This is a genomic window from Streptomyces sp. NPDC053560 (assembly GCF_044544605.1).
Lineage (GTDB): Bacteria > Actinomycetota > Actinomycetes > Streptomycetales > Streptomycetaceae > Streptomyces.
Window position 1 is genome coordinate 448971 of record NZ_JBITXI010000004.1, and the last position, 25449, is coordinate 474419.

A 25449-nucleotide genomic window follows, 5' to 3' on the forward strand; every position below is an offset into this window, starting at 1 on the left:
GAATGTCCGCGCCGCGGCCGTGTCCCGGCCCGGTCGTCAGCGGGGCAGGGGCGGTCCGGCGGGCGCGGTGATACGAAGCACCGCGCCCGGAGGCGGGCCGCGCCGGCTGACGGCATCGGCGATCAGTTCCCAGCGGGGCACGCGCGGCCGGGTACGTGCCGGGACGCGCGTGCGGCGTTCCGGCGCCGGGCCGCGGCAGATCACGACGAGCAGCCGCAGCGCACGGAAGGCCAGCGCCGCCACGCACCGCAGCAGCTGGAAGAAGGCGGCCTCGCCGTAACGGAGCCAGAGCGCGCAGAGCAGGGCGGCGAGGAGATGCGCGGCCGTCATGCCGGCGGACATACCGCCCGCCATGTCGTGCCCGGCGCCCATGGCCGCGCCGCCACCGGACATGCCGGCCATGTCATGACCGGCATGCATGCCCGTCACGCCGTGCGCGCCCGTCATCCCGTGCATGCCTGACGCGCCGTGCGCATCCGCGGCGCCGTGCATGCCCGTCGCGCCGTGCGTCCCGGCCCCACCGGACATGCCGCACGCCATCGGGACACCGGCCCCGGAGCCCTGCGCCGCGGCGAAGGCCAGGTGCAGGGCGGCCTGTACGGTCAGCACGCCGCCGGCGATGGCGGGCAGGCCGCGCTGCCGGCCCGCGGCGAGCCAGGCCGCCGCGCCGACAACGGCGAGAGCCGCGCCCAGCACCCCGGGCGGGATGCCGTGCCCGGACATGACCGCGTGCCCGGCCGCCGCCAGCGTCACGCACACGGCCGCGAAGAGCGCGGCGCGCACGGCGCGGAACGGCGGGCGGGCATCGGAGGTCACGGGCGGCAATCCTGTCACCCGGGAGGGGCCCGCCGGCCCCCGGGTGGGCCGTACCGGGCGGCGTCACGCGGGGCGGGCCGGCTCCCGGTGCCGTCGGCCGAGCACCACCGCCTGGGCGGCCGCCGCCAGTTCCCGCCGGTCCCGCCCGTCCGGCAGCAGCGGCGGGTGCACCGTGACCCGGGCGGTGAGCCCGCCCGCCGCGAGCACCCGGCGCAGCGAGGACGCCAGGTCCTCCTCGCCGACGAAGGAGGCCACCGTCGAGGGCGCGCCGTGCTGGAGGTACCGGACGGTGACCGGCCGTACCGGCGCGCCCGCGTCGACGGCCGCCTGGAACGTGGCCCGCCGGAAGTCCCCGCCGGTCGCCGAACACCAGGTCGTGGCCTGCGGATAGACCACCATCGACCGGCCGCCGCGCAGCGCCGCCGCGAGGTCGGCCACCGCGAGCGGCAGGGCGCGCGGGCTGCCGCGGTCGAGGAAGCGGGTGCCGGCGCGCCGGGCGAGCGGTCCCATGACGGGCCATCCGGCGACCTCGCGCTTGGCGAGCATCGGGACGGGCTCGACGGCGAGCAGCGCGAGGATGTCGAGCCAGGAGATGTGGTTGGCGACGACGAGCGTGCCGGTCCCCGCGCTGCCGCCCGCTTCCTCCGGTGCGACCGTCAGCAGCGGGCCGTCGTGGTCGAGTACCACCTCCAGCGCGCCGAGTGCGGCGCGGGCGTGGCGTCGCAGCCGGCCGGGTTCGGCGAGCCGGTCCCGGTCGGCGGCGGCCCGCAGCAGTACGTGGGCGAAGGACGCGGCGCGGCGCGCGGTCCCGGCGAGCGGCACCCGGGGCGCGCCGTGCGCGATGCAGCCGGACGTGCAGGTGGAGAGGGTGTCCCAGACGCCGGGCCGGACGGCGGCGGGGGCCGCGCTGTGCGCGCTCACCGCTGGTCGCCCAGGAAGAACCGCCGGTACCGGTCGCTGAGCCGGTCCATGTCCAGGACGACGAAGAAGTCGGCTACGTCGAACTCGGGGTCGTGCGCGGGCGCCCCGCAGACCCACGCGCCCACCCGCAGGTAGCCGCGGAGCAGCGGCGGGAGTTGCGCGTAGGCGGCGGCTCCGCCGGTGGTGGCGGTGCCGGCGTCCGGGAGCCAGGGGCGGAGCGGCCGGACGCGCAGCTCGTCGGGCGCGGCGTGCTTGGTGCGGCCCAGCTCCCAGGCGGCCCGGGCGCACTGTCCGCCGTCGGCGAGCGGGACGGAGGCGCAGCCGGCGAGGTAGCGGTGGCCGGAGAGCAGGGTGTAGCGGGCGAGGGCCGCCCACATCTGGTTGATGACGGCGCCGGTGCGGTGGTCGGGGTGGACGCAGGAGCGGCCGGCCTCGATGAGCGAGGGGCGGATTTCGGCGAGTGCGGAGAGGTCGAACTCACCGTCGGAGTAGAGCCGTTCACTGCGGCCGGGCGGCAGCAGCCGGTAGGTGCCGACCACGTCGCCCGTCGCGGTTTCGGTCACGATCAGGTGGTCCACGAGGTCGTCGTACGCGTCGATGTCGTGGCCGGGCAGCGGGGAGTGCAGCGTGGCGCCCATCTCCTCGCCGAAGACCCGGTGGCGCAGCCGTTGTGCGGCGCGGATCTGTGCGGTGGAGTCGGCGATGGCGGTGGTGTACGCGGCGGGGGCGGGCGGGGTGGGCCGGCCTTGCGGGTACGGCGTCGTCGTCGGAAGAGATGTGGACATGACAGCTCCGATCCGGTTGAGCGGGGTCCGCCCGGCCGACTGTCCCCCCGCCCGCCGCCCCGTCGCGTGAAGCCCAGAAGGAGCGCGGGTAAGAAACCGCCGAACACTGGCCCCCGAAGGGCCGGGGCAACGCCCGGCGCCGTCGCCACGAGGGTGTCCGGGAACATGCCGACCCCCTCTCACTCCACTGGTCCACAGCAGCGACATTCGGCGCGTTCTGGTCGTATCAGCATCCTTGGTTACGAGCTGATCGACCGTTAGCGTTTCCCCTCGCACGTAACCGTTGATACTGCCGAGCAGTGGGGGCATGTGTGAGCCACGTCACGAGACGCAACGTGTTGGGTACCGCCGGCGCCCTGGGTGTCGCCGCGGCGGTCGGCGGGCATACCCCCGCCATGGCCGCCTCCGCCGTACCGGGGCCGGCACGCCCCGCGGGCCCGACGGGCTCCCCCCTCGCAGCTCCCTTCGACTCCGCACCGGCGCGCGCCGCGCTCCAGCGCCTCCTCCCCCGGCACGCCGACCAGTTCCGACTCATCCCCCAGAAGCGCGCCGCCGGCACCGCCGAACGGTTCCGCGTCACCGGCTCCCCCGGCCGCATCGAGGTCACCGGCACCAGCCCGGCCGCGATACTGACCGGCGTCAACTGGTACCTGAAGTACGTCTGCCGGGCCCATATCTCCTGGGCCGGCGAGCAGCTGAACCTCCCCGCGAAGCTCCCGGCGCCCAAGGCGCCGCTGGAACGCGCCACGAAGCTCCCCCACCGTTTCGCGCTCAACGACACGCACGACGGGTACACCGCGCCGTACGCCGACTGGGCGCACTGGGAGCGGACCATCGACGTCCTCGCGCTGCACGGCGTGAACGAGGTGCTGGTCACCGCCGGTTCGGAGGCCGTGTACCACCGGGTGCTGAAGGACTTCGGGTACTCCGACGCCGAGGCGCGGGCCTGGCTGCCGGCCCCGACCCACCAGCCGTGGTGGCTGCTGCAGAACATGAGCGGCTACGGCGGCCCGGTCAGCAAGGAACTGCTCGCCAAGCGCACCGACCTCGGCCGCCGGATCGCCGACCGGCTGCGGTCGCTGGGCATGCACCCGGTCCTGCCGGGCTACTTCGGCACCGTCCCGGACGGCTTCGCGAAGCGCAATCCCGGCGCCGAGGTCGTTCCGCAGGGCACCTGGTCGGGCCTGAAGCGCCCGGACTGGCTGGACCCGCGCACCGCGGTCTTCACGAAGGTGGCGCGGTCCTTCTACCGCCACCAGAAGGAGATCTTCGGGACCGTCCGGCACTTCAAGATGGACCTGCTGCACGAGGGCGGCGACCCCGGCAAGGTTCCGGTGCCGGCCGCGGCGAAGGCCGTGGAGCGGGCGATGCTGGCCGCGCACAAGGACGCCGTCTGGGTGATCCTCGGCTGGCAGGAGAACCCGCGGCGCGACCTGCTGGACGCCCTCGACCCCGCGCACCTGCTGATCGTGGACGGCCTCTCCGACCTGGAGACGGTCAAGGACCGGGAACAGGACTGGGGGAACGTGCCGTACGTCTTCGGCTCGATCCCGAACTTCGGCGGCCGGACGACCATAGGGGCCAAGACCCACATGTGGGCCGAGCGGTTCACCACATGGCGGGACAAGAAGGGCAGCAAGCTGGTCGGCACGGCGTACATGCCCGAGGCCGCCGAGCGGGACCCGGCGGCGTTCGAGCTCTTCAGCGAGCTGGCCTGGCGGGACGACCCGGTGGACCGCGCGGCGTGGTTCGACGGGTACGCGGACGCGCGGTACGGCGGCCGGGACGCCAAGGCCCGGGCGGCGTTCGCGGCGCTCCGGAAGAGCACGTACGAGATCAGCAGCAAGGACGGCCGACCGCACGACTCGATCTTCGCGGCGCGCCCGTCGCTGTCGGCCCGGTCCGGCACGCACTACGCCACGCACACGCCCGCGTTCGACCTGGCACGGTTCGACGTGGCGTTCGCCGCGCTGCTGGACGTCCGGCCCGCGCTGCGCAACAGCGACGCCTACCGCCTGGACCTGACCGACCTGGGCCGGCAGGCGCTGGCGAATCGTTCCTGGCAGCTGATCCCGCAGCTGGAGGACGCGTACAAGCGCAAGGACCTCGACGCCTTCCGCACCCTCGCCAAGCTGTGGCTGCAACTGATGCGGCTCAGCGAGGACATGACGGGCGCGCACCGGCACTTCCTCCTCGGGCCCTGGTTGGACGCCGCCAAGCGGATGGGGACCGGCGACAAGGAGAAGGCACAGCTGGAACACTCAGCGCGGGCCCTGATCACCACCTGGGCGGACCGGCCCACCGCGGACGGTGGCAAGCTCGCCAACTACGCCAACCGCGACTGGCACGGCCTCATCGGCGACTTCCACCTCCCCCAGTGGCAGCGGTATCTCGACGAGCTGGAGGACGCGCTCGCCGCCGGCCGCAAGCCGAAGACCTTCGACTGGTACGCCCTTGAGGAGCCGTGGACGCGGGAGCGCAAGGACTACCCGCTGCGGCCCACCACCGACGCGCACCGCACCGCGCAACGGGTGCACGACGTGCTCGCCAAGGCCCCGTACCAGGGGCGGGTCGTCGTCGCCGCCGAGCCGGCCACCATGGAGCCGGGCGGCGCGACCACCCTCACCGCGACCCTGCACAATCTCAGCGGGCTGCGGGACACCGGCCGGGTGGACTTCGCGCTGAGCGGGCTGGACGCCGAGGACCGCGGCCCCGTCTCGCTGCCGTCGATACCGGCCGGCGGCAAGGGAGACGTCGACTGGCGGGTCGCGGCCCCCGCCGAGCCACTGACGTCGCCGCTCAAGCCGATGCCGTACGAACTGACGGTGAGTTACGGGCCGAAGGGCGAGACGGCGGTCTCGGCGGTGCAGTCGGGCTCGCTCTTCGTGGCCGGGCCGCTGGACAAGGACCTGCGCACGGTCACCACCAACGAGGCGGTTTTCGGTCAGCTGGACGGGCGGTTCGCCATCGACGGGGCGGGCACCGACCTGTGGAAGGCCACCGCCGAGTTCGGCGCCGTCTACCGTCCGCAGGCGCTCCGCGCGGGCGGCTCGGTGACGGTGAAGGTCACCGGGCAGTCGGCCACCGGGCCCTGGGCACGGGCCGGGATCGCCGCCCGCAACAGCCTGAGCGCCGGGGGCTCGGCGGGCTTCGTGAACCTCTCCGTCACGCCGGACAACGGTGTCGCGCTGTCCTACGACACCGACGGCGACGGCACGCTGGACCGCTACGAGCGCGTGACGGGCGTCAAGGCGCCGGTGACGCTGCGGCTCTCCCGGGAGGCGGGCGGCGCGTTCAAGGGCGAGTACTCCACGGACGACGGCGCCACCTGGCGCACCGTGGCCACCGCCACCGTGCCCGGCGCGGCCGCCGCGCAGGACGCCGGCCTGCACATGTCGGCGGCCAACGGCGGCTCGGGCGCCCGCGGCCGGGTGGAGTTCAGCGACTGGCGGACGGACTGACGCGACGCGGTGGCGAGGCGGCGGCCCCGGACGGTGCGGCACTGTCCGGGGTCGTCCGTTCGCTCCCCGTAGCCGCTCCGCTCGGCGTACGCTGACCTCCGTACCGTCCCGGCTATCGCGAGGAGTGCACCGCATGAGCGCCGCAGCTGAGAAGGAGTGGCTCTACGCCCTCGACATCTCCGATGCCGTCTGGCAGCGCGCCCCCGGCGACTCCGAGGAGGCCGTGGAGATCGCGTTCCTTGAGCGCGGCGCCGTGGCCATGCGCAACTCCACCGACCCCGACGTGGTGCTGCGGTACACCGAGGGCGAGTGGCGCGCCTTCGTCCTGGGCGCCCGGGACGGCGAGTTCGACCTCGACCGGCAGCGCTGACCCACCGGATGGTCAAAGTGACCATCCCATGAATCACTCGTTCTACGGAACGTGGAGCAGCAGCAGGCAATAACCCCGCCACCGGACCGCACCTCCCCGCTCGGCGTCATCGACGTCGAGCAGGCGGAAGCCGCGCTCGTGGAGCACTATCCCCGGCTGGTCCGGCTGGCCTATCTGGTCCTGCCGCCCCGCCTCGGCCGCAATCGCCGCGTGCTCACCGCGCACGCCGTCGCCCAGCGGGCCCTCCCCCGGCACCGCACCGCCGCCGCGGAGACCGTGCTGCCCGCGCAACGCGCCGACGGCCGGCCCGCGCCGGACCCGGGATACGCTTTCGTGCGGCAGCGGGTGCTGCGCGCGGCGCTCGCCGCCGACCGCCCGGCGCTGCGCTTCGGGCGCCTGCGGCTGCCGCTCCCCCAGCTCCCGCCGCCGCTCCCCCAGGTGTGGGGGCTGCGGCTCTTCCCGCGCTCGGGCGGCGCCGACGAACTCGCCCTGGACCAGGCGCTCTCCGCGCTGTCGGCCCCGGCCCGCGCGGCGTACGCACTGCGCGGCCTGGAGGGCATGAGTGACCGCGAAGTACGGCGGGTGCTGGCGGCGGTGGGCATCACCGAACCGCGTGAGGCGCTGGCCGAGGCGGACGGCGCCCCGGCCCCGTCGGGCAGCCGGGACGGCTCGCTGCTGGACTCCGGCGAGTTCGACCCCTGCTCGCTCCAGGCACGGCCGACGGACCTCATCCGGCGGCGCCAGCACGTACGGGTCGCGCTGGCCGCGGGCGTCGCCGCTGTGGTGTGCGGGGCGCTGCTGGCCCTGCCGGGCGACGGCTGGGGGCGGGACGGCGCGGCGGCGCCTCCGTACGCGCGCAACGCCGCGGCCGAAGCGGCCCTGAAACCGGGCGAGTTGACCCGCGCCCCGGCCGACGCCTGGCGGACCGCGGCGCGGGAGGACTTCTCGGTCTGGCCGGCGCGCGGCGGCCGGACGCACGACACGGCCCTGCTGCGCCGCGCGCTGGCGGCCTGGGCCCGCCCCGGCGACCGGGTGCAGGTCTCCACGACGCCCGGCACGCCGTCCGGGCCCGCCGCCGGGCCTGCGCAGCTGCTGTACGCGGGCCAGGTGGACCGGGCGGCGGTGGTGCTGCTGTACGACGGGCTGCGCGCGGTGCGGTACGCGGAGTCGGTGGACGGGCCGGGCGGCGGCGCCGTGCTGGACTTCGCGCGCACGGACGGCGCGGACGCGGCCGGCGCGGCGGCGCTGGTGGTCAGCCGTACGGACGGCAACGTCCGCTATCTGACGGCTCCTTGGGTGCGTGAGGTGACGTTCGCTGACCTGACCGGCGGCCCGGAGGAGCGGGCGGCGGCGCTGCACCGCGCGGCGGACGGCGTGACCGATCCGGCCCCGGCACCCGGACGCGGCCCGTCCTGCACCCGCTGGCCCGCGCTGACGATGGCCGGGCGGCTCTACACCGACCTCGGCGAGCTGACCCCGGCCCGGCTGACGTACGGCGAGCCGGGCCGGGCGGGCGAGCCGGCGGGGCGGGACGCGCGGACCGCGTGGGCGCGGACGGCCTGCCAGCTGCCGGCCGTCCGGGCGCTGGGCGTGCGGGAGGTGAACGCCTGGGAGTACGCACGCCAGGAGCTGCCGGAGCGCGGCGGGACGGCGACCTGGCTGTGCACGCGCGCCGAGACCTGGCGGGGCTCGGGGAGCCGGGCGATGGCGCAGTTCCAGGCGCCGGTGGCGGGCGACGGCGACGGGCCGGGCGCCCGCCGGTACCCGCCGGGTGCGGTGGCGGCCCGTACGGAGGGCGGCCGGGCCTGCGGGCCGCGGTCGCCGCACGCGCTGGCCGGGGTGCTGTGGAAGTCGGCGGCCGGGCACTGGTGGCTGGTGGCGGCGGGCAGTGCGGAGGTGCGCGGGGTGGCCGCGGGCGGCGGGGTGTCCGGCCGTACGAAGGGCCGGCTGCTGGCGGTGCGGACGAAGGCGGGCGCGCACGCGCGGCTGACCGCGCGGCTGCCGGACGGCGGCAGGTTCACGGCGCTGCACTGAGGACGGGCGGGTGCGGGGGTCACGGGTGCGTCCCGTGGCCCCCTTTCGCCTGCCGGCGGGAAATCCTCCGCAAGGGGCTGTCGCTCCTTCTTACCGCCCAGTACATTGACGCCATGTCTAACAAGGCCCCGTTGCGGCCCGCGCCGGTCGCCTCGGAACACACTCCGCTGAAGGCTCGCAACGTCGCTTTCGACTGGAGCGGGACGCCCCTGCACTGGGTCCCCGGCGACCCGTCCACCACCCACACCATCAACGTGCTGCACCTCCTGCTGCCGGCCGGCGAGCGCTGGTTCGTGCACGTCTACAAGCAGGTGCTGCCGTACATACGCGACGAGCAGCTGCGCGCCGACGTCATCGGGTTCATCGGCCAGGAGGCGATGCACTCCCAGGCGCACGACGACGTACTGCCGCACCTCAAGGCACAGGGCCTGGACCCCACGCCCTACACGGCCCAGGTCGACTGGCTCTTCGAGAAGCTGCTCGGCGACCGCACCCTGCCGCCGGGCCGGGCCCGGCACTGGTGGCTGCTGGAGCGGGTCGCGCTCATAGCGGCGATCGAGCACTACACCGCGTTCCTCGGCGACTGGGTGCTCAACGCCGAGGCGCTGGACGCCAAGGGCGCCGACCCGACCATGCTGGACCTGCTGCGCTGGCACGGCGCCGAGGAGGTCGAGCACCGCTCGGTCGCCTTCGACCTCTTCGTGCACCTCGACGGCGGCTACCGGCGCCGCACGCGCACCTGGGCCACCGCCTTCGCCGCGCTGGTCTTCCTGTGGCAGCGCGGCGTGCGCTTCTTCATGACGAACGACCCCACGCTGCTCGACGGCAAGGCCTCCTTCAAGGAGTTCTTCCGCGCCGGGCGGCAGGGCGTCCTGCCGACCACCGGCGCCGTGGTCCGCACGATCCCGCAGTACCTGCACCGCACGTACCACCCCTCGCAGTACGGCAGCACGACGCAGGCCGCCGCCTACCTCGCCGACTCCCCCGCCGCGACCGCGGCCGACGCCCGCACCCGTGGAGCCGCCTGACATGACCGCCGTCCTCCGCTCCCGCCGCGTCCGCGCCGCCGTGGTCACCGCCGGCGCCGCCCTGCTGGTCGGCCGGGCCCTGCGCCGCCGGGTCAAGGACTCCCCGCTGTGGCCGTTGCCGGCCCTGGAGGAGCCGATATCCGGCACCGGCCGCCCCGGCAGCGGGCGCCGCGAACTCCTCGTCGTCGAGCGCGCCGAGGAGGCCGAGGGCGTCGTACGGCTGCGCCTGGAGGGCGACTCGCTGCCGGGCTGGGAACCGGGCGCCCATATCGACCTGGTGCTGCCCTCGGGAACGGTGCGCCAGTACTCCCTCTGCGGCGACCCCGCCGACACCGCGACGTACACCATCGCCACCCGGCTGATCGAGGACGGCCGGGGCGGCTCCCGTGAGGTGCACGAGCAGCTCCAGGAGGGCACCGTCGTGGAAGTGCGCGGGCCGCGCAACCGCTTCCGACTGGACGAGTGCCACGCCTACCTCTTCGTCGCGGGCGGCATCGGTATCACGCCGATCCTGCCGATGCTCCGCCGGGCCGAGCGCGAGGGCGTGCCCTGGCGGCTGGTGTACGGCGGCAGGTCGCGCGCCTCGATGCCGTTCCTCGCCGAGATCGAGAAGCTGGCGGGGGCGGGCGGGGACCGGGTGACGGTCGTCGCCGAGGACGAGGACGGGCGGCCGGACCTGGCCGCAGCCCTCGCCGAAGCGCCGCCGCACTCCGCCGTCTACTGCTGCGGCCCGCAGCCCCTGATGGACGCGGTCGCCGAACTGCTGCCGGACGGGCTGGAGCTGCGCACCGAGGCGTTCGCACCGGCGGCCGGGGGCGCCGGCACGGCGGGCGGCGCCTTCGAGGTGGAGCTGCGGCGCACCGGCCGTACGGTCGCGGTGGGGAAGGACCAGAGCATCCTGCGGGCCATCCGCGAACAGGCCGTGCCGGACCTGCCGTACAGCTGCGAGCAGGGCTTCTGCGGGACCTGCCGGCAGAACGTGGTCGAGGGCGACATCGACCACCGCGACGAGCTGCTGACCGACGCCGAGCGCGACGGCCAGATGCTCATCTGCGTCTCGCGGTGCCACGGCACACGCCTGGTGCTCGACCTGTAGCCGGAACCGGCGCGGGTCCGGCCGGTCACCGACGGTGGCATACCGCTGCCGCACCCCGGTCGTTAGGGTGTTCGTATGACGACCGGGGTGCGCCGCAGGATGGGTGTCGAGGAACGCCGTGAACAGCTGATCTCCGTGGCTCTGGGCCTCTTCAGCCACCGCGCCCCGGAGGACGTCTCCATCGACGAGATAGCCGAGGCCGCGGGCATCTCGCGGCCGCTGGTCTACCACTACTTCCCCGGCAAGCAGAGCCTGTACGAAGCGGCGCTGGGCCGGGCCGCCGACGAGCTGGCCGCGCGCTTCGTCGAGCCGCGCGAGGGACCGCTGGGCGAGCGGCTGCTGCGGGTGATGGGCCGCTTCTTCGACTTCGTCGACGAGCACGGCCCCGGCTTCTCGGCGCTGATGCGCGGCGGCCCCGCGGTCGGCTCCAGCCGCACCAGCGCGATGATCAACGGTGTCCGGCAGTCCGCCTACGAGCAGATCGTCGACCACCTGGGCCTGGCGGTCCCGGCGCCGCGCATGGAGCTGGTGATCCGCTCCTGGATCTCGCTCGCGGAGTCCACCGCGCTCCAGTGGCTGGACGGCAAGCACATCCCGCGCGCCGAGCTGGAGCGGCAGCTGGTGCACGACTTCGCCGCGCTGGCCGCGGTGAGCGCCGCGTACGACGAGGGGATGGCGGAGACGCTGCGGGCGATCCTCGCCGCCGAGCCGATCGACGGCCCCTTCGCAGACCTCGCGGCGCGGCTCCTGTCCCTGGTACCGACCGACGCCTGAACACCGCCTCAACCACCCCGGCCTTCGAAAACGACCGGCTGGGCGTCACTCGTCGACACATCCGACCGCTGCGCGATCGGCTCTCACCACCTTCTTGCATTCGCTTTCGTCGCCGTCTGCGGCGATGCCAAAGTGGCCTTCCCACGGGGCTGCGTGGGAAGGACGTGAAGTGACCGGCATGGAGTTCATGGGCACGCTGCTCGTATACGGCTGCGGCTTCGCCTCCGGCCTGGTCTGCGGTCTGTTCACCGTACGGCGCTTAGGGAACTCCCGCCGGGGCACCGCCCCGGCCCCGCTCCCGTCCCCGCCTCCCCCGCTGCCCGCGGCCCCGGACGCCCGCGACGCGCACGAAGCCGCACTGGTCGCGGTCGCGCAGAGCACGCAGCAGGCGCTGCTGCGGCCACTCTCCGGTGACCTCGACGGCATCAGCGTCGCCGCCCGCTATCTCCCCGCCGCAAAGAACGTCCTGGTCGGCGGCGACCTGCTGAACACCGCCCATACCCCGTACGGCCTGCGGGTGCTGATCGGTGACGTGCGCGGCCACGACCTGGAGGCGGCACGGCTCGCCGCGATCACCATCGGCTGCTTCCGCGACCACGCCTTCACCACGCCGGACCTGGTCGGGCTGGCCGGCCTCCTGGACACCCGGCTCGCCGCCGAGCTGGACGCCGAGGGGTTCGTCACGGCCGTGCTCGCCGAGTTCGCGCCGGGCGAGGTGCGGCTGGTCAACTGCGGTCATCCGGCGCCGCTGCGGATCGGCGACCGGATGACGTCGCTGGACCCCGACGAGCCCGGCCTGCCGCTCGGCCTGCATCCCACCCCGTTCCGGCAGCGGGTGCGGCTGGCCTCCAACGAGCGGCTGCTGTTCTACACCGACGGGCTCATCGAAGCGCTCGACGCGCAGGGTGAGCCCTTTCCGCTCGACGAGCGGGTCCGCGAGGCGCTGACCCACCCCACGCTCGACGACGCGCTGGAGGAGCTGCACGCCCTGCTGATGACGCACACGGCGGCACCGCTCCGGGACGACCTGGCGATGCTGCTGTGCCAGCCGGGCGTCCGGGTCGTGCTGCCGTCCGTTCCCGCGATATGTGGACCGAGGGAACGGACGGGCGAGCGGGCCTGAGCCGGGTCTGGACGCCGGGCGCCGGGTCAGCCGCGGGTGAAGACCGCGACCGTACGCGCCGGGACGGTGAAGGTCCCGGACTTCGCGTCGTACGAGGAAGTGCGCACCACCGGGTCGGCGCCGCGGGCCTGGACCGGGTGCAGCGCGTACGGTGCTCCGGCCGCGGCCGGTACGGTCTGCCGCTGCTGCTCGGGGGTGGCGTTGAGGACCACGACCAGCCGGCCCAGCCGCATGGTGATCACCCCGGGGGTCTCCCCGGCCCCGGACAGCGGGAAGGACAGCGCCTGCTGCACCTCGCCGGTGGTGGCCAGGCCGAAGTCCGGTTCGGTGGCGCGGATGCGGGTGAGGTCGCGGTAAGCGGCGGAGGCGGCGGTGATCGCGTCGCAGCCGGGGCGCAGCGCGGGGTCGGCGAGCAGCGGCCGGGCGTAGGGCCACTTGTCCTTGTTGTCGGCGGCGGGCGGCAGGCCGCGGCCGAAGCCGTTGCCGTCGGCGCAGTTCCAGTGCAGCGCGTTGAACCAGTCGCCGCTGTCGAAGGAGTTGCGGTCCAGCGACTTGGAGCGGAGCAGGTCGCTGCCGGCCTGGGAGAGCGCCGGGCCCTGGGAGAGGGTGGCGGTGGCCATCGCGAGCACCTGCATACGGGCCCGGTCGGCGGCCTTCGTGCCCTGCGGGAGCTTGTAGGCGAGGACGTCGAAGAGGGTCTCGTTGTCGTGGGCGTCGGCGTAGGCGAGCGCGTCGCCGGGGGCTGCCGCGTACCCGGCGGGTGCGCCGTTGTAGTCGACCTGGGAGCCCTTGACGGTACGGCCCGAGGAGTCCGTGAAGGTGTAGTCGGCGAGGCCGCCGGTCAGCCCGACCTTGATCAGGTCCTGGTAGTGCAGCAGCCGGGCCTTCTGCTCGTCGCGGGTGCCGTTGGCGGGCGAGGAGTTGGGGTCGGTGAACAGGCCGGAGGCGAAGCCCTGGACGCGCGGGTCGGCGTCGAAGGGGCCACCGCCGCGGACGGCGTCGCGGGCACGGTCGTCGAAGGTGGCGATTCCGGTGCCCGCCATGTTCTGCTGTGTGGCCTGCACGAAGCGGGCGTCGTCGGCGACCTCGCCGAAGTTCCAGCCCTCGCCGTAGAGGACGACCGCCTTGCCGTCCACCCCGTCCTTGTGCACGGTCAGGGCGTCCAGGGCCTTGCGCACGGCGAGGATGCCGGCCTTGGGGTGGTGGCCCATCAGGTCGAAGCGGAAGCCGTCGACCTTGTACTCCTTCGCCCAGGTGACGATCGAGTCGACGACGAGCTTGCCCATCATGGTGTGTTCGGGCGCGGTGTTGGCGCAGCAGGTGGAGGTGGCGACGGTGCCGTCGTCCAGCAGCCGGTGGTAGTAGCCGGGCACGATCCGGTCCAGTACGGACTTCGGGTCCTGGCCGCTCGCGACGGTGTGGTTGTAGACGACGTCCATGACGGTGCGCAGGCCGGCGCCGTTCAGTCCCTGCACCATGCTGCGGAACTCCCGGGTACGGGCGGTGCCTCCCCCAGCCTGGCGGCCGGGGGGTGCCCCCGGATCAGAGGCGTACGAGCCCTCGGGCACGGTGTAGTGCAGCGGGTCGTAGCCCCAGTTGTAGGCATCCTTGCCGGCCGTCTTCGCTACGCACTCCTGCTGCTTCTCGGAGTCCGGCGGGTAGGCGGCGAGGTCGCAGTCCGGTGCGGCCTGGTCGGCGCGCTTCTCGGGGATGGTGCCGAGGTCGAACGCGGGCAGGAGGTGGACGTGGCTGGTGCCGGTCCGGGCGAGCTTCCGCAGGTGCTGCATGCCGTCGGAGGACCGGTCGGTGAAGGCGAGGTACTGGCCGGGGTGCTTCGAGGTGCGGTCCGCGACCGAGAAGTCGCGGATGTGCAGCTCCTGGATGCGGGCGTCGCGGAGCGGGACGGCCGCGGGCTTCTTCAGCCGGTCCCAGCCCTTGGGGGCCAGGCGCGGGTCGGCGAGGTCGGTGACCAGGCTGTACTCGGAGTCGGCGGTGAGGCCGGTGGCGTAGGGGTCGGTGACCTTGTTGGTGACGGTCTTCCCGGCCGCGGGCGCGAAGACGGTGACGGCGTAGCGGTACGGCTTGCCGGTCCAGCCGCGCTCGCCACGCACGCTCCACACCCCGGTCCGGTCGTCGCGGGTCATCGGCACGGTGCGGCCGTCGAGTTCGAGGGCGACGGTGCGCGCGGTGGGGGCCCAGAGGGCGAGGGTGGGGCGGCCGTGGTCGAAGACCGGGCCGAGCCGGGCGCGGGAGGCGGCGGCGTAGAGGTCGTCCAGGACGCCGGGGAGCTGCACGCCGGTGGTCTCGCGAAGGCTGCCGTCGGCGGCCCGGCGGGTGGCGACGAGCCGGTCGCGGAGCGCGGGGGCGGCCTCGGCCCGGTCGCGCGGGTCGACGGTGAAGGCGGGGAAGTCCTTCAGGTGCGGGTACTTGGCGCGCTCGGCGGGGGTGAGGGTGCCGGGGGCGAGGCGCAGCCGCCGGTCGCCGTCGGGCCCGGATTCGAGCTGGAGGGTGCCGCCGGCCGGGTCGGGCGCGCCCTTCCAGACGACGGTGTCCCGGTCGATCCACTGGGCTTCGGCCTTGGCCGGGTAGGGCGGCGGCGCCGCTTGTGCGGGGGCGGCGCCGGGCAGGGCGGCGGCCGCCGCGGCGCAGAGCGCCGCGGCGATCGCGGTGACGGTTCGGCGGAGGGTGCCGGTCACGTCGTGGTTCTCCTTCAGAGGGTCAGCCGCAGCTGCGGGCGCCGGTGTGCAGGGCGAGGGCGGTGTTCGGGGCGAGCGTGGCGGTGAACCGTCCCGACCCGTCGACCGTGACGGTCCGGCCGCTCTGGACGTCGCAGTAGTTCCCGGCGGGCAGCGCACTCTGGAACGTACGGTTCAGGTCGGATCCCTCGTGGTTGATCGCGACGTACGCCTTGTCGCCGCGGCCGAAGGCGATCGCGTCGTTGCCGTTGTCCCACCAGTGGGTGACGGCCGTCCCGGCGGCGGTGTTGCGGAGGGCCACCATGGACTTGATCTCGGGCCACTTGTGCTGGCACTTCCAACCGTCCTGCCAACAGGCATTCACCGTGCCCCCGTTGGGCGGGCCGGCGTCGTTGTCGGAGAACTCGTAGCCGGAGTGCACGTCCGGGGAGCCGTACGGCCAGGCCAGCATGAAGACGTTGGCGAGGGTGTAGTCGGCGCCGTTCTTGTAGTTCAGCGTGGAGCCGTTGCGCTCGGTGTCCCAGTTGTCGACGAAGACCCCGGACTTCCCGCTCGCCATATAGCCCCAGCCCTCGCCGAAGTTGGTGAGGTAGGCCAGCTTCTCGTTCTGGAAGACCCGCTTGAGGTCGCGGCCGTAGCGAAACTCCTGGACGTCCCCGGTGTTGAGGTACTCGGTCGGTGAGACAGCTTCGCCCGCGCCGTGGATGGCCTCCTGTTTCCAGTACACGCCCGGGTTGCTGAGCTGCCCCTTGATCGCGGCGAGGTCCGCCGCGGGCATGTGCTTGGCGGCGTCGATGCGGAAACCGTCGACGCCGAGCGAGAGCAGGTCGTTCAGGTACTGCGCGATGCGGGAGCGGACGTAGGGCTCGCCGGTGTCCAGGTCGGCCAGGCCCACCAGTTCGCAGTTCTGGACGTTGCCGCGGTCCTGGTAGTTGCTGATCTGGGCCGTGCAGTCGTCCATGTCCTGCGGCTGGTAGATGCCCGGGTAGGTGTACTTGCTGTACGAGGAGCCGCCGGTGCCGGTGCCGGAACCGGCGGACATGTGGTTGATGACGGCGTCGGCGACGACCTTCACGCCCGCCGCGTGACAGGTGTCGACCATGTTCTTGAAGGCGGTGCGGTCGCCGAGCCGGCCGGCGATCCTGTAGCTGACCGGCTGGTACGAGGTCCACCACTGGCCGCCCTGGATGTGCTCGGTGGCCGGGGAGACCTCGACGTAGCCGTAGCCGGCCGGGCCGAGGGTGTCCTTGCACTCCCGGGCGACGGAGTCGTAGCGCCACTCGAAGAGTTCGGCGGTGACGTCCTTGGTGCCGGGCGGTGCGGCGTTCGCGGGGGTGGCGAGGCCGGCCGTGGTGAGGGTGACGGCGGCCGCCGCGCACCAGCGGGCGAGGGATCTGCGGTGGGGCATGGTTCCTCCTGAGGGGGTGGAAGGCCTTGCCCGGCAACGCGCCATGCCCGTAAGGCCGTTGCAGTTGTAGCCCGGACACTCCACTGTTGCAAGGCCTTACGCAAGACATTGCAACGGTGTTACCTTCAGACCCGCAAGCTCCGGTCCGGCCGGCCGGGGGTCCGCTGTCACGCTGACCCCACGCGCCCGGCCGGCCGGGCCGGTTCCCTCGGGACCGGCCCCGTCGAGCCCCGCACCACCAGCTCCGGCTGGAAGACGAACTCCGTGTGCTGCACGGGGTTCCCCTGGATCTCCTCGATCAGCGCGCCGACCGCGGCCGTCGCCATCGCCTGTACCGGCTGGCGCACGGTGGTCAGCGGCGGATCGGCGAAGGCGATCAGCTGGGAGTCGTCGAAGCCGACGACCGACAGCTGCCCCGGCACGGCGATCCCGCGCTGCCGGGCGGCCCGTACGACGCCCAGCGCCATCAGGTCGCTGCCGCACACCACCCCCGTGCAGCCGGCGTCCAGCAGCGCGGCGGCCGCCGCGTGCCCGCCCTCGACGCTGAACAGCGTGTGCTGGACGAGCCGTTCGGCCTCTCCCCCGGACAGGCCGAACAGCTCGTCCATGGCCGCGGCGAACCCCTCCGCCTTGCGCCGGGACGGCACGTACCGGGACGGGCCGACGGCCAGCCCGATCCGCGTGTGCCCCAGTGCGGCGAGATGGGTGACGGCCATCCGCGCCGCGGCCCGGTCGTCGGGCGAGACGAACGGCGCCTGGACGTGCGCGTTGTAGCCGTTGATCAGGACGTACGGCACGCCGCGCGCGGTGAGCCGGGTGTAGCGGGACGGGTCGGCACCGGTGTCCGCGTGCAGGCCGGAGAGGAAGACGATGCCGGTGACGCCGCGCGCCTCCAGCTGCTCGACCAGCTCGTCCTCCGTGGCGCCGCCCGGCATCTGCGTACAGAGCACGGGCGTGTAGCCGTGCCCGGCCAGCGCCTGCTCGATGATCTGCGCGAACGCCGGGAAGATCGGGTTGGTCAGCTCCGGGATGACCAGCCCGACCAGGCCCGCGCTGCGCCGCCGCAGCCGCACCGGACGCTCGTACCCGAGCACGTCCAGTGCGGCCAGCACCCGCTGCCGGGTGGCGACCGCCACTCCGGTCTTCCCGTTGAGCACCCGGCTCACGGTGGCCTCGCTGACCGCGGCCTGCGCCGCGATGTCGGAGAGCCTCGGGGGCAGCGTCACTCCGCCCACCACACGGCCGTATCGGCCGCCAGCTCGTACGTGTCCGCGCTGCCGGGGATCTCCTCCGGGAGCACGCCGCTGGACAGCACCGGGCGGCCGGGCACGGTGAGCCGTACGGGCTCCGCCGTGGTGTTCACCGCGCAGGTGAAGCCGCCCGCGCGGCGGAAGTGGAGCACGCCCTCGGGCGCGGGCCGCCACTCCACCGCGTCCCCCGCGCCGAGCGCCGGATGCTCCCGGCGGAGCCGGAGCGCCGTGCGGTACAGCTCCAGCGTGGAGTCCGGGTCGCCGGTCTGCGCCGCGACGCTCAGCTCCGCCCACTCCGCCGGCTGCGGCAGCCAGCTGCCACCGGTCCCGAAGCCGTACGGCTCTTCGGTACCGGACCACGGCAGCGGCACCCGGCAGCCGTCCCGCAGGCCCTCCTGCCCGTTCTCCTTGAAGAAGGAGGGGTCCTGGCGGACCTCGTCGGGCAGCTCGGTGACCTCGGGAAGGCCCAGCTCCTCGCCCTGGTAGACGTACGCGGAGCCGGGCAGCGCGAGCATCAGGAGGGCGGCGGCGCGGGCGCGCGGCAGGCCGCCGCCGAGCCGGGTGCGGTGCCGGACCACGTCATGGTTGGAGAGCACCCACGTGGTCGGCGCGCCCACCGGGCGCATGGCGTCCAGGGACTCGTCGATGGCGGTGCGCAGCTCCGCGGCGCTCCACCCGGTGTTGAGGTAGTGGAAGTTGAACGCCTGGTGCAGCTCGTCGGGGCGCAGGTACAGCGCGGTGCGGTCGGCGCTGGGCGTCCACGCCTCGGCGACCGCGATCCTCTCCCCCGAGTACTCCTCCAGGACCTGCCGCCAGGAGCGGTAGATCTCGTGCACGCCGTCCTGGTCGAAGAAGGGCAGCACCTGGCTGCCGAGCAGCTTGAGCTGTTCGCCGTGGCCCATGTCGGGCAGGCCTTCGGCCTTGACCAGACCGTGCGCCACGTCGACGCGGAAGCCGTCGACGCCGAGGTCCAGCCAGAAGCGCAGGATGGAGCGGAACTCGTCGTGTACGGCGGGGTGGTCCCAGTTGAAGTCGGGCTGCTCGGGGGCGAAGAGGTGGAGGTACCACTCGCCGTCCGGGAGCCGGGTCCAGGCCGGGCCGCCGAAGATGGACTCCCAGTCGTTGGGCGGCTCCTCGCCGTTCTCGCCGCGGCCCTTGCGGAAGTGGAAGCGGTCGCGGAGCGTCGAGCCGGGGCCCTCGGCCACCGCACGGCGGAACCATTCATGCTGGTCGGAGCAGTGGTTGGGGACGATGTCGACGATGATGCGCAGGTCGAGGCGGTGGGCCTCGTGGATCACGGCCTCGGCGTCGGCGAGGGTGCCGAACATCGGGTCGATGGCGCGGTAGTCGGCGACGTCGTAGCCGGCGTCGGCCTGCGGCGAGGCGTAGAAGGGGCTGAGCCAGACGGCGTCGACGCCCAGTTCCTTCAGGTGGGGCAGGCGGGCGCGGATGCCGGCCAGGTCGCCCATGCCGTCGCCGTTGCCGTCGGCGAAGCTGCGCGGGTACACCTGGTAGATCACCGCGTCGCGCCACCAGCCGGTGGCGGGCGCTGCGGCAGGGGTGGCGGTGGCCTTGTGCTGCTGGGTCATGTCATCCCTTGGTCGTGGTCAGCCCTTGGTCGTACCGGCGGTCAGTCCGGCGACGAGGTGGCGTTGGGCGAAGGCGAAGACGAGGGCGGCGGGCACCGCGACGATCACGGCGGCGGCGGTCATCGACCCCCAGTCGTTGTTGTACTGACTGACGAAGGTCTGCAGGCCGCCGGCGAGGGTGAGGTTCTCCTCGCCGGTCATGAAGGCCGACGCGTAGGCGACCTCGGCCCAGGCCGTGACGAAGGTGTAGAAGCCGGTGACGGCGAGCCCCGGACGGGCCAGCGGCAGCACCAGCCGCCAGAAGGTGCCGAAGGGGTTGAGCCCGTCGACCCGGCCCGACTCGTCGATCTCCACCGGGATGGTGTCGAAGAAGCCCTTCATCATCCAGGCACAGAACGGCACGGCGATGGTGAGGTAGGTGACGACCAGGCCGGCCGGCTGGTTGAGCAGGCCCAGGCCCGCCAGCAGGTTGTAGAGCGGCACGATCAGCACGGCCACCGGGAACATCTGGGTGATCAGCAGCAGCCACATCAGCGGGCGCATGCCCGGGAAGCGGAAGCGGCTGACGGCGTAGCCCGTGGTCGCGGCGAGGAAGACGCCGAGGACGGTGGTCACGCCGACGACCACCACGGAGTTCCCGAACCAGGTCAGGAACGAGGTCTCGGCCAGTACGTGGGTGTAGTTGCCGAAGGTGAAGTGGGTGACCGGCGCGGTGGTGAAGGCGTCGTTCTTCGGCTTGAAGGAGGTCACCAGCAGCCACAGCGGCGGGAAGACGGCGATGACGGCGGCCACGATCAGGGTGGCGTGCAGTCCGGTGGAGGCCAGGGGGCTCCGCTTCTTGTCGCGCATCGTCACCACACCTCTCCCTGCTTGCGCAGCGCGCGGCGGTAGACCACCGCGACGGCCGAGAGCAGCAGCAGGATCAGTACGCCCCAGGCGGCGGAGGAGGAGAAGTTGCGCGGGCTGTCGACGAAGGAGAGCCGGTAGGCGTACGTCACGAGGATCTCGGTGGCGTCGCCGGGCCCGCCGCGCGTCAGCAGGAAGATCACCGGGAACATGTTGAAGGTCCAGATCGTGCTGAGCAGGATCACCGTGCTGGACACGGAGCGCAGGGACGGCACGGTGATGTGCCGGAACCGCTGCCAGGCGCTGGCGCCGTCCATCTCGGCGGCCTCGTACAGCTCGCCGGGGATGGACTGCAGCCCGCCGAGCAGCGCGACGAGCATGAACGGTACGCCGAGCCAGACGTTGACGGCGATGACGGAGAGCTTCGCCCAGGTGGGGTCGTTGAGCCACGGGATCGCGTCGATGCCGCCGCCCTGGAGCAGCTTGTTGAGCAGGCCGTGCTTCTCGTTGTAGAGCAGCCGCCAGGTGAAGACGGAGATGAACGCCGGGATCGCCCAGGGCAGGATCAGCGCGAGCCGGTAGAAGGTACGGCCCCGCAGTTTCCGGTTGAGCAGGTTGGCGAGGGTCAGGCCGAGCGTGAAGGTGATGCCGACGCAGGCGACGGTCCACGTCACGGTCCAGCCGAGCCGGCTCCAGAACACGCCGTCGCTCAGCACGGACGTGTAGTTGTCCAGGCCGACGAACTGGTACGTCGCCGGGATGTGGTTCATGCCGATGTCGCGGGCGACATTGGCCTCGGTGGCGTCGGTGAGCGAGAGGTACAGGCCGCGGACCAGCGGGTAGCCGATGATGACCGCGATGACGATCACGACCGGGGCGACCATGGTCCAGGCGTACCAGTGGGTGCTCAGTGCCCGGCGCACCCGGCCGGGCGGCGCGGGGGGCGCCGCCTTGCCCTGGGGCTTGGTGGGTGCGAGCGTCGTCACTTGTAGTCCTTGAGCAGCTTCCGGTAGGCGTCGCCGGTGGCCTTGGCGGCCTGGTCGGGGGTGGCGCTGCCGGTCAGGACCCTGTTCATCTGGACCTTGATCGGCTCGAAGAGGGAGTTGCCCTCGGCGATCCAGGGGCGCTCGACCGCCTTCTCGACGGCGGGCCGGAAGAACTTCACCATCTCGTTGTTCTTCACGGACGGCACGTCGTAGACCGACGTACGGGTCGGCAGCAGGCTCAGCTTCTCGGTGGTCTGCTGCTGGACCTTGGCGGAGCTCATGTACTTCACGAACTCGTAGGAGGCGTCGAGGTTCTTGGACCCGGCGTAGACGGAGAGGTTCCAGCCGCCCTGCGGGGAGCCCTGGGCCTTGCTGCCGCCGGGCACGGGGGCGACGCCGAGGTTGGCCCTGTCCTTGAACTCCTTGCCGGCCAGCGCGCCCTCGATGTCCCAGGGGCCGTCGATCGCCATCGCGACGTCGCCGTCCTTGAGGGCCTTGAGCTGGTTCTCCTGGCCGTCGGTGGCGTCGGTGACGGCTGCCTTGGAGTCCACCAGGTCCTTGAGCGTCGCGAAGGCGCGGGCGCCGGCGGCGTCGTCGATGCGGACCTTCTTGCCCTTGGCCTCCACCATGTCGCCGCCCTCGCCGTAGAGGTAGGGCAGGAACCAGTACGGGTCGTCACCGCGCAGGTAGAGCGCGGTGGCGCCGGTCTTCGACTTGATCTTCTTGGCGGCGGTCTTCAGCTCGTCGAAGGTCTTGGGGACCCCGACCCCGGCCTCCTTCAGCAGCTTCTTGTTGTAGAAGAGGCCGAGGGTGTCGATGACCTGGGGCGCGGCGTAGGTCTTGCCCTTGAAGCGGGTGCTGCCGGCGGCCTGCTCCAGGTAGTCCTCGTTCTTGTCCAGCGCGGGGGTGTTGTCCAGCGGCGCGAGGTAGCCGAGGTTGGCGAAGTCCGCGGTCCAGGCGACCTCGGTGCGCATCACGTCGGGGGCGCCGGAGTTGCCGCCCGCCGCGTTCTTGAACTTGGCGTTGGCCTCGCCGAAGGGCACGTTCACGTACTTGACGTCGACCTTGGGGTGCTCCTTCTCGAAGCCCTCGGCGAGCTGCTTGTACGTGGCCTTCTCCGCGTCGTTGGAGGTGTCCCAGAAGGTGACGGTGCCCGACAGCTCACCCCCGCTCTGCTGCTCGCCGCCGCCGTCGCCGCCGCACGCGGTCGCCGTCAGTGCCAGACCCGCGACCAGCGCGGTGGCCGCTATGCCACGTCGCATGTGAACTCCTTCTGGAAAACGCCGAGATAAGCACGAGATGCACAGGGATTCGCCCGAGAGGGCGTCAGGAACGTAACAGCGGCGAAAAGAAACCGAAAGAGCTTGCGGCAAATTTCTGCAAGTACACCGGAAGATGTTGCAGCCCGGTTACCTCGGCCCGTCACCCCGGGGCCTGTCCGGGCGTTGATCTTCCTGTAGCCCGATCGACCGAAGGACGGCCGATGACCGATGAGCTGACCTTTCCCGCACCCACCGCGCCGCCGGCACCCGACCGGCCCGGCACGGGCTGGTGGCGCGACGCCGTCATCTACCAGATCTACGTGCGCTCCTTCGGGGACGGCGACGGGGACGGCGTCGGGGACCTGCCCGGCGCCCGCGCGCGCCTGCCCTATGTGAAGGAACTGGGCGCCGACGCGGTCTGGCTGACCCCCTTCTACGCGTCACCGCAGGCCGACGGCGGCTACGACGTCGCCGACCACCGCGCCGTCGACCCGCTGTTCGGCACCCTCGACGACGCCCAGGCGTTCCTGGACACCGCCCACGAGCTGGGCCTGCGCGTCATCGTCGACATCGTCCCGAACCACACCTCCGACCAGCATCCGTGGTTCCGCGACCCGGACCTCGCCCGCGAGCGGTACGTCTTCCGGGCGGGCCGCGGCCCCCACGGCGAGCTGCCGCCCAACGACTGGGAGTCGGTCTTCGGCGGCCCGGCCTGGACCCGCACCGACCGCGGCGACTGGTACCTCCACCTCTTCGCGCCCGAACAGCCCGACCTGGACTGGGACCGCCCCGAGGTGCACGCGGAGTTCGACGCGATCCTGCGGTTCTGGCTGGACCGCGGCGTCGACGGCTTCCGCATCGACGTCGCACACGGCATGGTCAAGGCGCCGGGGCTGCCCGACGTCGGCCGTCGGCAGCAGGCCCGCCTCATCGGCACCGACGTACTGCCCTTCTTCGACCAGGACGGCGTGCACACCATCCACCGCCGCTGGCGCCGGCTGCTGGACGACTACTCCCGGGACGCGCGGCCGGGGGCGCTCCCGGGCGAGCGGATCGGCGTCGCCGAGGCCTGGGCCCCCGACGCCCGCCGGCTGGCCCGGTACGTACGCCCCGACGAGCTGCACCAGGCCTTCAACTTCCACTTCCTCCAAGCAGAGTGGGACGCCGACGCGCTCCGCACCGTCATCGACGACTCGCTCGCCGCCACCGAGCTGGTCGGCGCGCCCACCACCTGGGTGCTCTCCAACCACGACGTCGTCCGCCACGCCACCCGGCTCGGCGGCCGCGACCGGGCCCGCGCCGCTGCCCTGCTCATGCTGGCGCTGCCCGGTTCGGCCTACGTCTACCAGGGCGAGGAGCTGGGGCTGCCCGAGGTCACCGAACTCCCCGACGCGGTACGCCAGGACCCGGCGTTCTTCCGCGGCGACGGCCAGGACGGCTTCCGCGACGGCTGCCGGGTGCCCCTCCCCTGGTCCGGTACGGAGGCACCGTACGGCTTCGGCCCCGGCGGCAGCTGGCTGCCGCAGCCGGCGGACTGGGCCGAGCTGAGCGTCGAGGCACAGACCGGCGACCCGGCCTCCACCCTGGAGCTGTACCGCGCCGCCCTCGCCTGGCGCCGCGCCCTGCCGGGCCTCGGCGACGGCCCCATGACCTGGCTGGACGCACCGGACGGGGTACTGGCCCTGCGCAGACACGGGTTCCTCTGCGTACTCAACGCCCGTACCCGGCCGGTGGAACTGTCGGCCGAGGGCGAACTGCTGCTCGCCAGCGCGCCGCTCCACACCGAGGACGGCCGGGTATGCCTCCCCGGCGAATCCTGCGCGTGGTGGGCAAGCCGGACCCCGACCGGTAAGGTCGCGTTCCATGACCGCGCGCCTGGCTGACATCGCAGTACAGGCGGGTGTCAGCGAGGCCACCGTCAGCCGGGTGCTCAACGGCAAACCCGGCGTCTCCGCCACCACCCGCCAGTCCGTACTCGCCGCACTGGACGTCCTGGGCTACGAGCGCCCGGTACGCCTGCGGCAGCGCAGCGCCGGGCTGGTCGGGCTGATCACGCCCGAGCTGGAGAACCCGATCTTCCCGGCGTTCGCGCAGGTCATCGGCCAGGCCCTGACCCGCCAGGGGTACACCCCCGTGCTCGCCACGCAGACGCCCGGCGGCTCGACCGAGGACGAGCTGACCGAGATGCTGGTGGACCGCGGGGTGGCCGGCATCATCTTCGTCTCCGGTCTGCACGCCGACACCACGGCCGACACGGGCCGGTACGAGGCGCTGCGCGGCCAGGGCGTGCCGTTCGTTCTGATCAACGGCTTCTCCGACAAGGTGCAGGCGCCGTTCATCTCGCCGGACGACGGGGTGGCGATCTCCCTCGCGGTCACCCATCTCGTGGCGCTCGGCCACACCCGCATCGGCCTCGCGGTCGGCCCGCGCCGCTTCGTGCCGGTACAGCGGAAGATCGAGGGCTTCGTGCGCAGCATGCGCGAGCAGCTCGGCATGGCTCCGGCCGAGGCCGGTGAGCTGGTGCAGCACTCCCTCTACACGCTCGAAGGCGGGCAGGCCGCGGCGGGCGCGCTGCTGGAGCGCGGCTGCACGGCGGTGGTCTGCGCGAGCGACATGATGGCGCTCGGCGCGATCCGGGCGGCCCGGCAGCGCGGCCTGGAGGTGCCCGACGACGTCTCGGTGGTGGGGTACGACGACTCCCCGCTGATCGCGTTCACCGACCCGCCGCTGACCACGATCCGGCAGCCGGTGCAGGCCATGGGGCAGGCCGCGGTGCGGGCCCTGCTGGAGGAGGTCGGCGCCGATCTGCCGGAGGGGCCGCAGGAGTCCTCGCGGGCGCCGCTGCGGAGCGAGTTCGTCTTCCATCCGGAGTTGGTGGTGCGGGGTTCGACGGCCTCGGCGCGGCGTACCGGCCCCGACGCGAGCGGGGGGATACCCTCCCCCTCCAGGGCGAGACGGGCTGTCCAGGACCCGACTCCGGGATGATCCGGTCTATCCTGCTTTC

At 73.0% G+C, this 25449-nt stretch carries 18 protein-coding genes and 1 pseudogene; 9 read left to right on the forward strand and 10 right to left on the reverse strand.

Going from position 1 to position 25449, the window contains the following annotated elements; all coding sequences use genetic code 11:
* Positions 1 to 36: 36 nt before the first annotated feature.
* The 3 genes from ACIGQF_RS11795 to ACIGQF_RS11805 all read right to left on the reverse strand — a co-directional run bounded on the left by ACIGQF_RS11795 (position 37) and on the right by ACIGQF_RS11805 (position 2522).
* Positions 37 to 816, reverse strand: coding sequence for a hypothetical protein (locus ACIGQF_RS11795; RefSeq protein ID WP_399708282.1), 780 nt, complete (start codon positions 814 to 816; stop codon positions 37 to 39).
* Positions 817 to 879: 63 nt separating this feature from the next.
* The gene (locus ACIGQF_RS11800; protein WP_399708283.1) at positions 880 to 1737 is read right to left on the reverse strand and encodes a lysophospholipid acyltransferase family protein; all 858 of its coding nucleotides are present in this window, start codon (positions 1735 to 1737) and stop codon (positions 880 to 882) included.
* The gene (locus ACIGQF_RS11805; protein ID WP_399708285.1) at positions 1734 to 2522 is read right to left on the reverse strand and encodes a GNAT family N-acetyltransferase; all 789 of its coding nucleotides are present in this window, start codon (positions 2520 to 2522) and stop codon (positions 1734 to 1736) included. The genes ACIGQF_RS11800 and ACIGQF_RS11805 overlap by 4 nt, the downstream gene beginning before the upstream one ends.
* A gap of 311 nt (positions 2523 to 2833) precedes the next feature.
* On the opposite strand from ACIGQF_RS11805, the gene ACIGQF_RS11810 reads away from it, so the two are divergent.
* From ACIGQF_RS11810 to ACIGQF_RS11840, 7 genes are all read left to right on the forward strand, one after another.
* Positions 2834 to 5983, forward strand: a complete 3150-nt coding sequence (locus tag ACIGQF_RS11810; protein ID WP_399708286.1) for an alpha-N-acetylglucosaminidase TIM-barrel domain-containing protein — start codon at positions 2834 to 2836, stop codon at positions 5981 to 5983.
* Positions 5984 to 6116: 133 nt separating this feature from the next.
* Positions 6117 to 6353: a DUF397 domain-containing protein gene (locus ACIGQF_RS11815; RefSeq protein ID WP_361565653.1), complete on the forward strand. Its 237-nt coding sequence runs from the start codon at positions 6117 to 6119 to the stop codon at positions 6351 to 6353.
* 51 nt (positions 6354 to 6404) lie between these two features.
* Positions 6405 to 8387 carry a hypothetical protein gene (locus ACIGQF_RS11820; protein WP_399708288.1) on the forward strand — a complete coding sequence of 661 codons (1983 nt, stop codon included), beginning with the start codon at positions 6405 to 6407 and terminating at the stop codon, positions 8385 to 8387.
* 113 nt (positions 8388 to 8500) lie between these two features.
* Complete coding sequence (locus ACIGQF_RS11825; protein WP_399708290.1) at positions 8501 to 9415, forward strand: metal-dependent hydrolase; 915 nt, start codon at positions 8501 to 8503, stop codon at positions 9413 to 9415.
* Position 9416: 1 nt separating this feature from the next.
* A complete protein-coding gene (locus ACIGQF_RS11830; RefSeq protein ID WP_399708292.1) occupies positions 9417 to 10511 on the forward strand; it encodes a PDR/VanB family oxidoreductase in 1095 nt (364 codons plus the stop codon).
* Positions 10512 to 10586: 75 nt separating this feature from the next.
* Positions 10587 to 11285: a TetR/AcrR family transcriptional regulator gene (locus ACIGQF_RS11835; protein WP_399708294.1), complete on the forward strand. Its 699-nt coding sequence runs from the start codon at positions 10587 to 10589 to the stop codon at positions 11283 to 11285.
* A gap of 178 nt (positions 11286 to 11463) precedes the next feature.
* Positions 11464 to 12408: a PP2C family protein-serine/threonine phosphatase gene (locus tag ACIGQF_RS11840; protein ID WP_399708649.1), complete on the forward strand. Its 945-nt coding sequence runs from the start codon at positions 11464 to 11466 to the stop codon at positions 12406 to 12408.
* Between the two features lie 26 nt (positions 12409 to 12434).
* On the opposite strand, the gene pulA is transcribed toward ACIGQF_RS11840, so the two are convergent.
* The 7 genes and pseudogenes from pulA to ACIGQF_RS11875 form a co-directional block, all read right to left on the reverse strand.
* Positions 12435 to 15104 (reverse strand): pullulanase-type alpha-1,6-glucosidase, encoded by a 2670-nt coding sequence (gene pulA / locus ACIGQF_RS11845; RefSeq protein WP_399708295.1) that lies wholly within the window; start codon positions 15102 to 15104, stop codon positions 12435 to 12437.
* Positions 15105 to 15132: 28 nt separating this feature from the next.
* Positions 15133 to 16512 (reverse strand): annotated as a pseudogene (locus ACIGQF_RS11850) (alpha-amylase family protein); the annotation flags it as partial.
* Positions 16513 to 16679: 167 nt separating this feature from the next.
* Positions 16680 to 17747: a LacI family DNA-binding transcriptional regulator gene (locus ACIGQF_RS11855; RefSeq protein WP_399708297.1), complete on the reverse strand. Its 1068-nt coding sequence runs from the start codon at positions 17745 to 17747 to the stop codon at positions 16680 to 16682.
* Positions 17735 to 19351 (reverse strand): glycoside hydrolase family 13 protein, encoded by a 1617-nt coding sequence (locus tag ACIGQF_RS11860; RefSeq protein ID WP_399708299.1) that lies wholly within the window; start codon positions 19349 to 19351, stop codon positions 17735 to 17737. The genes ACIGQF_RS11855 and ACIGQF_RS11860 overlap by 13 nt, the downstream gene beginning before the upstream one ends.
* Before the next feature lie 18 nt (positions 19352 to 19369).
* Positions 19370 to 20200: a carbohydrate ABC transporter permease gene (locus ACIGQF_RS11865; protein WP_361565673.1), complete on the reverse strand. Its 831-nt coding sequence runs from the start codon at positions 20198 to 20200 to the stop codon at positions 19370 to 19372.
* 2 nt (positions 20201 to 20202) lie between these two features.
* Positions 20203 to 21081 carry a carbohydrate ABC transporter permease gene (locus ACIGQF_RS11870; RefSeq protein ID WP_399708653.1) on the reverse strand — a complete coding sequence of 293 codons (879 nt, stop codon included), beginning with the start codon at positions 21079 to 21081 and terminating at the stop codon, positions 20203 to 20205.
* Between the two features lie 98 nt (positions 21082 to 21179).
* The gene (locus ACIGQF_RS11875; RefSeq protein WP_399708301.1) at positions 21180 to 22445 is read right to left on the reverse strand and encodes an extracellular solute-binding protein; all 1266 of its coding nucleotides are present in this window, start codon (positions 22443 to 22445) and stop codon (positions 21180 to 21182) included.
* A 221-nt stretch (positions 22446 to 22666) separates the two neighbouring features.
* Between ACIGQF_RS11875 and ACIGQF_RS11880 the strand changes: the two genes are divergently transcribed.
* The gene (locus ACIGQF_RS11880; RefSeq protein ID WP_399708303.1) at positions 22667 to 24328 is read left to right on the forward strand and encodes a glycoside hydrolase family 13 protein; all 1662 of its coding nucleotides are present in this window, start codon (positions 22667 to 22669) and stop codon (positions 24326 to 24328) included.
* Positions 24309 to 25430: a LacI family DNA-binding transcriptional regulator gene (locus ACIGQF_RS11885; RefSeq protein ID WP_399708305.1), complete on the forward strand. Its 1122-nt coding sequence runs from the start codon at positions 24309 to 24311 to the stop codon at positions 25428 to 25430. Before ACIGQF_RS11880 ends, ACIGQF_RS11885 begins: the two co-directional genes overlap by 20 nt.
* Positions 25431 to 25449: the final 19 nt, after the last annotated feature.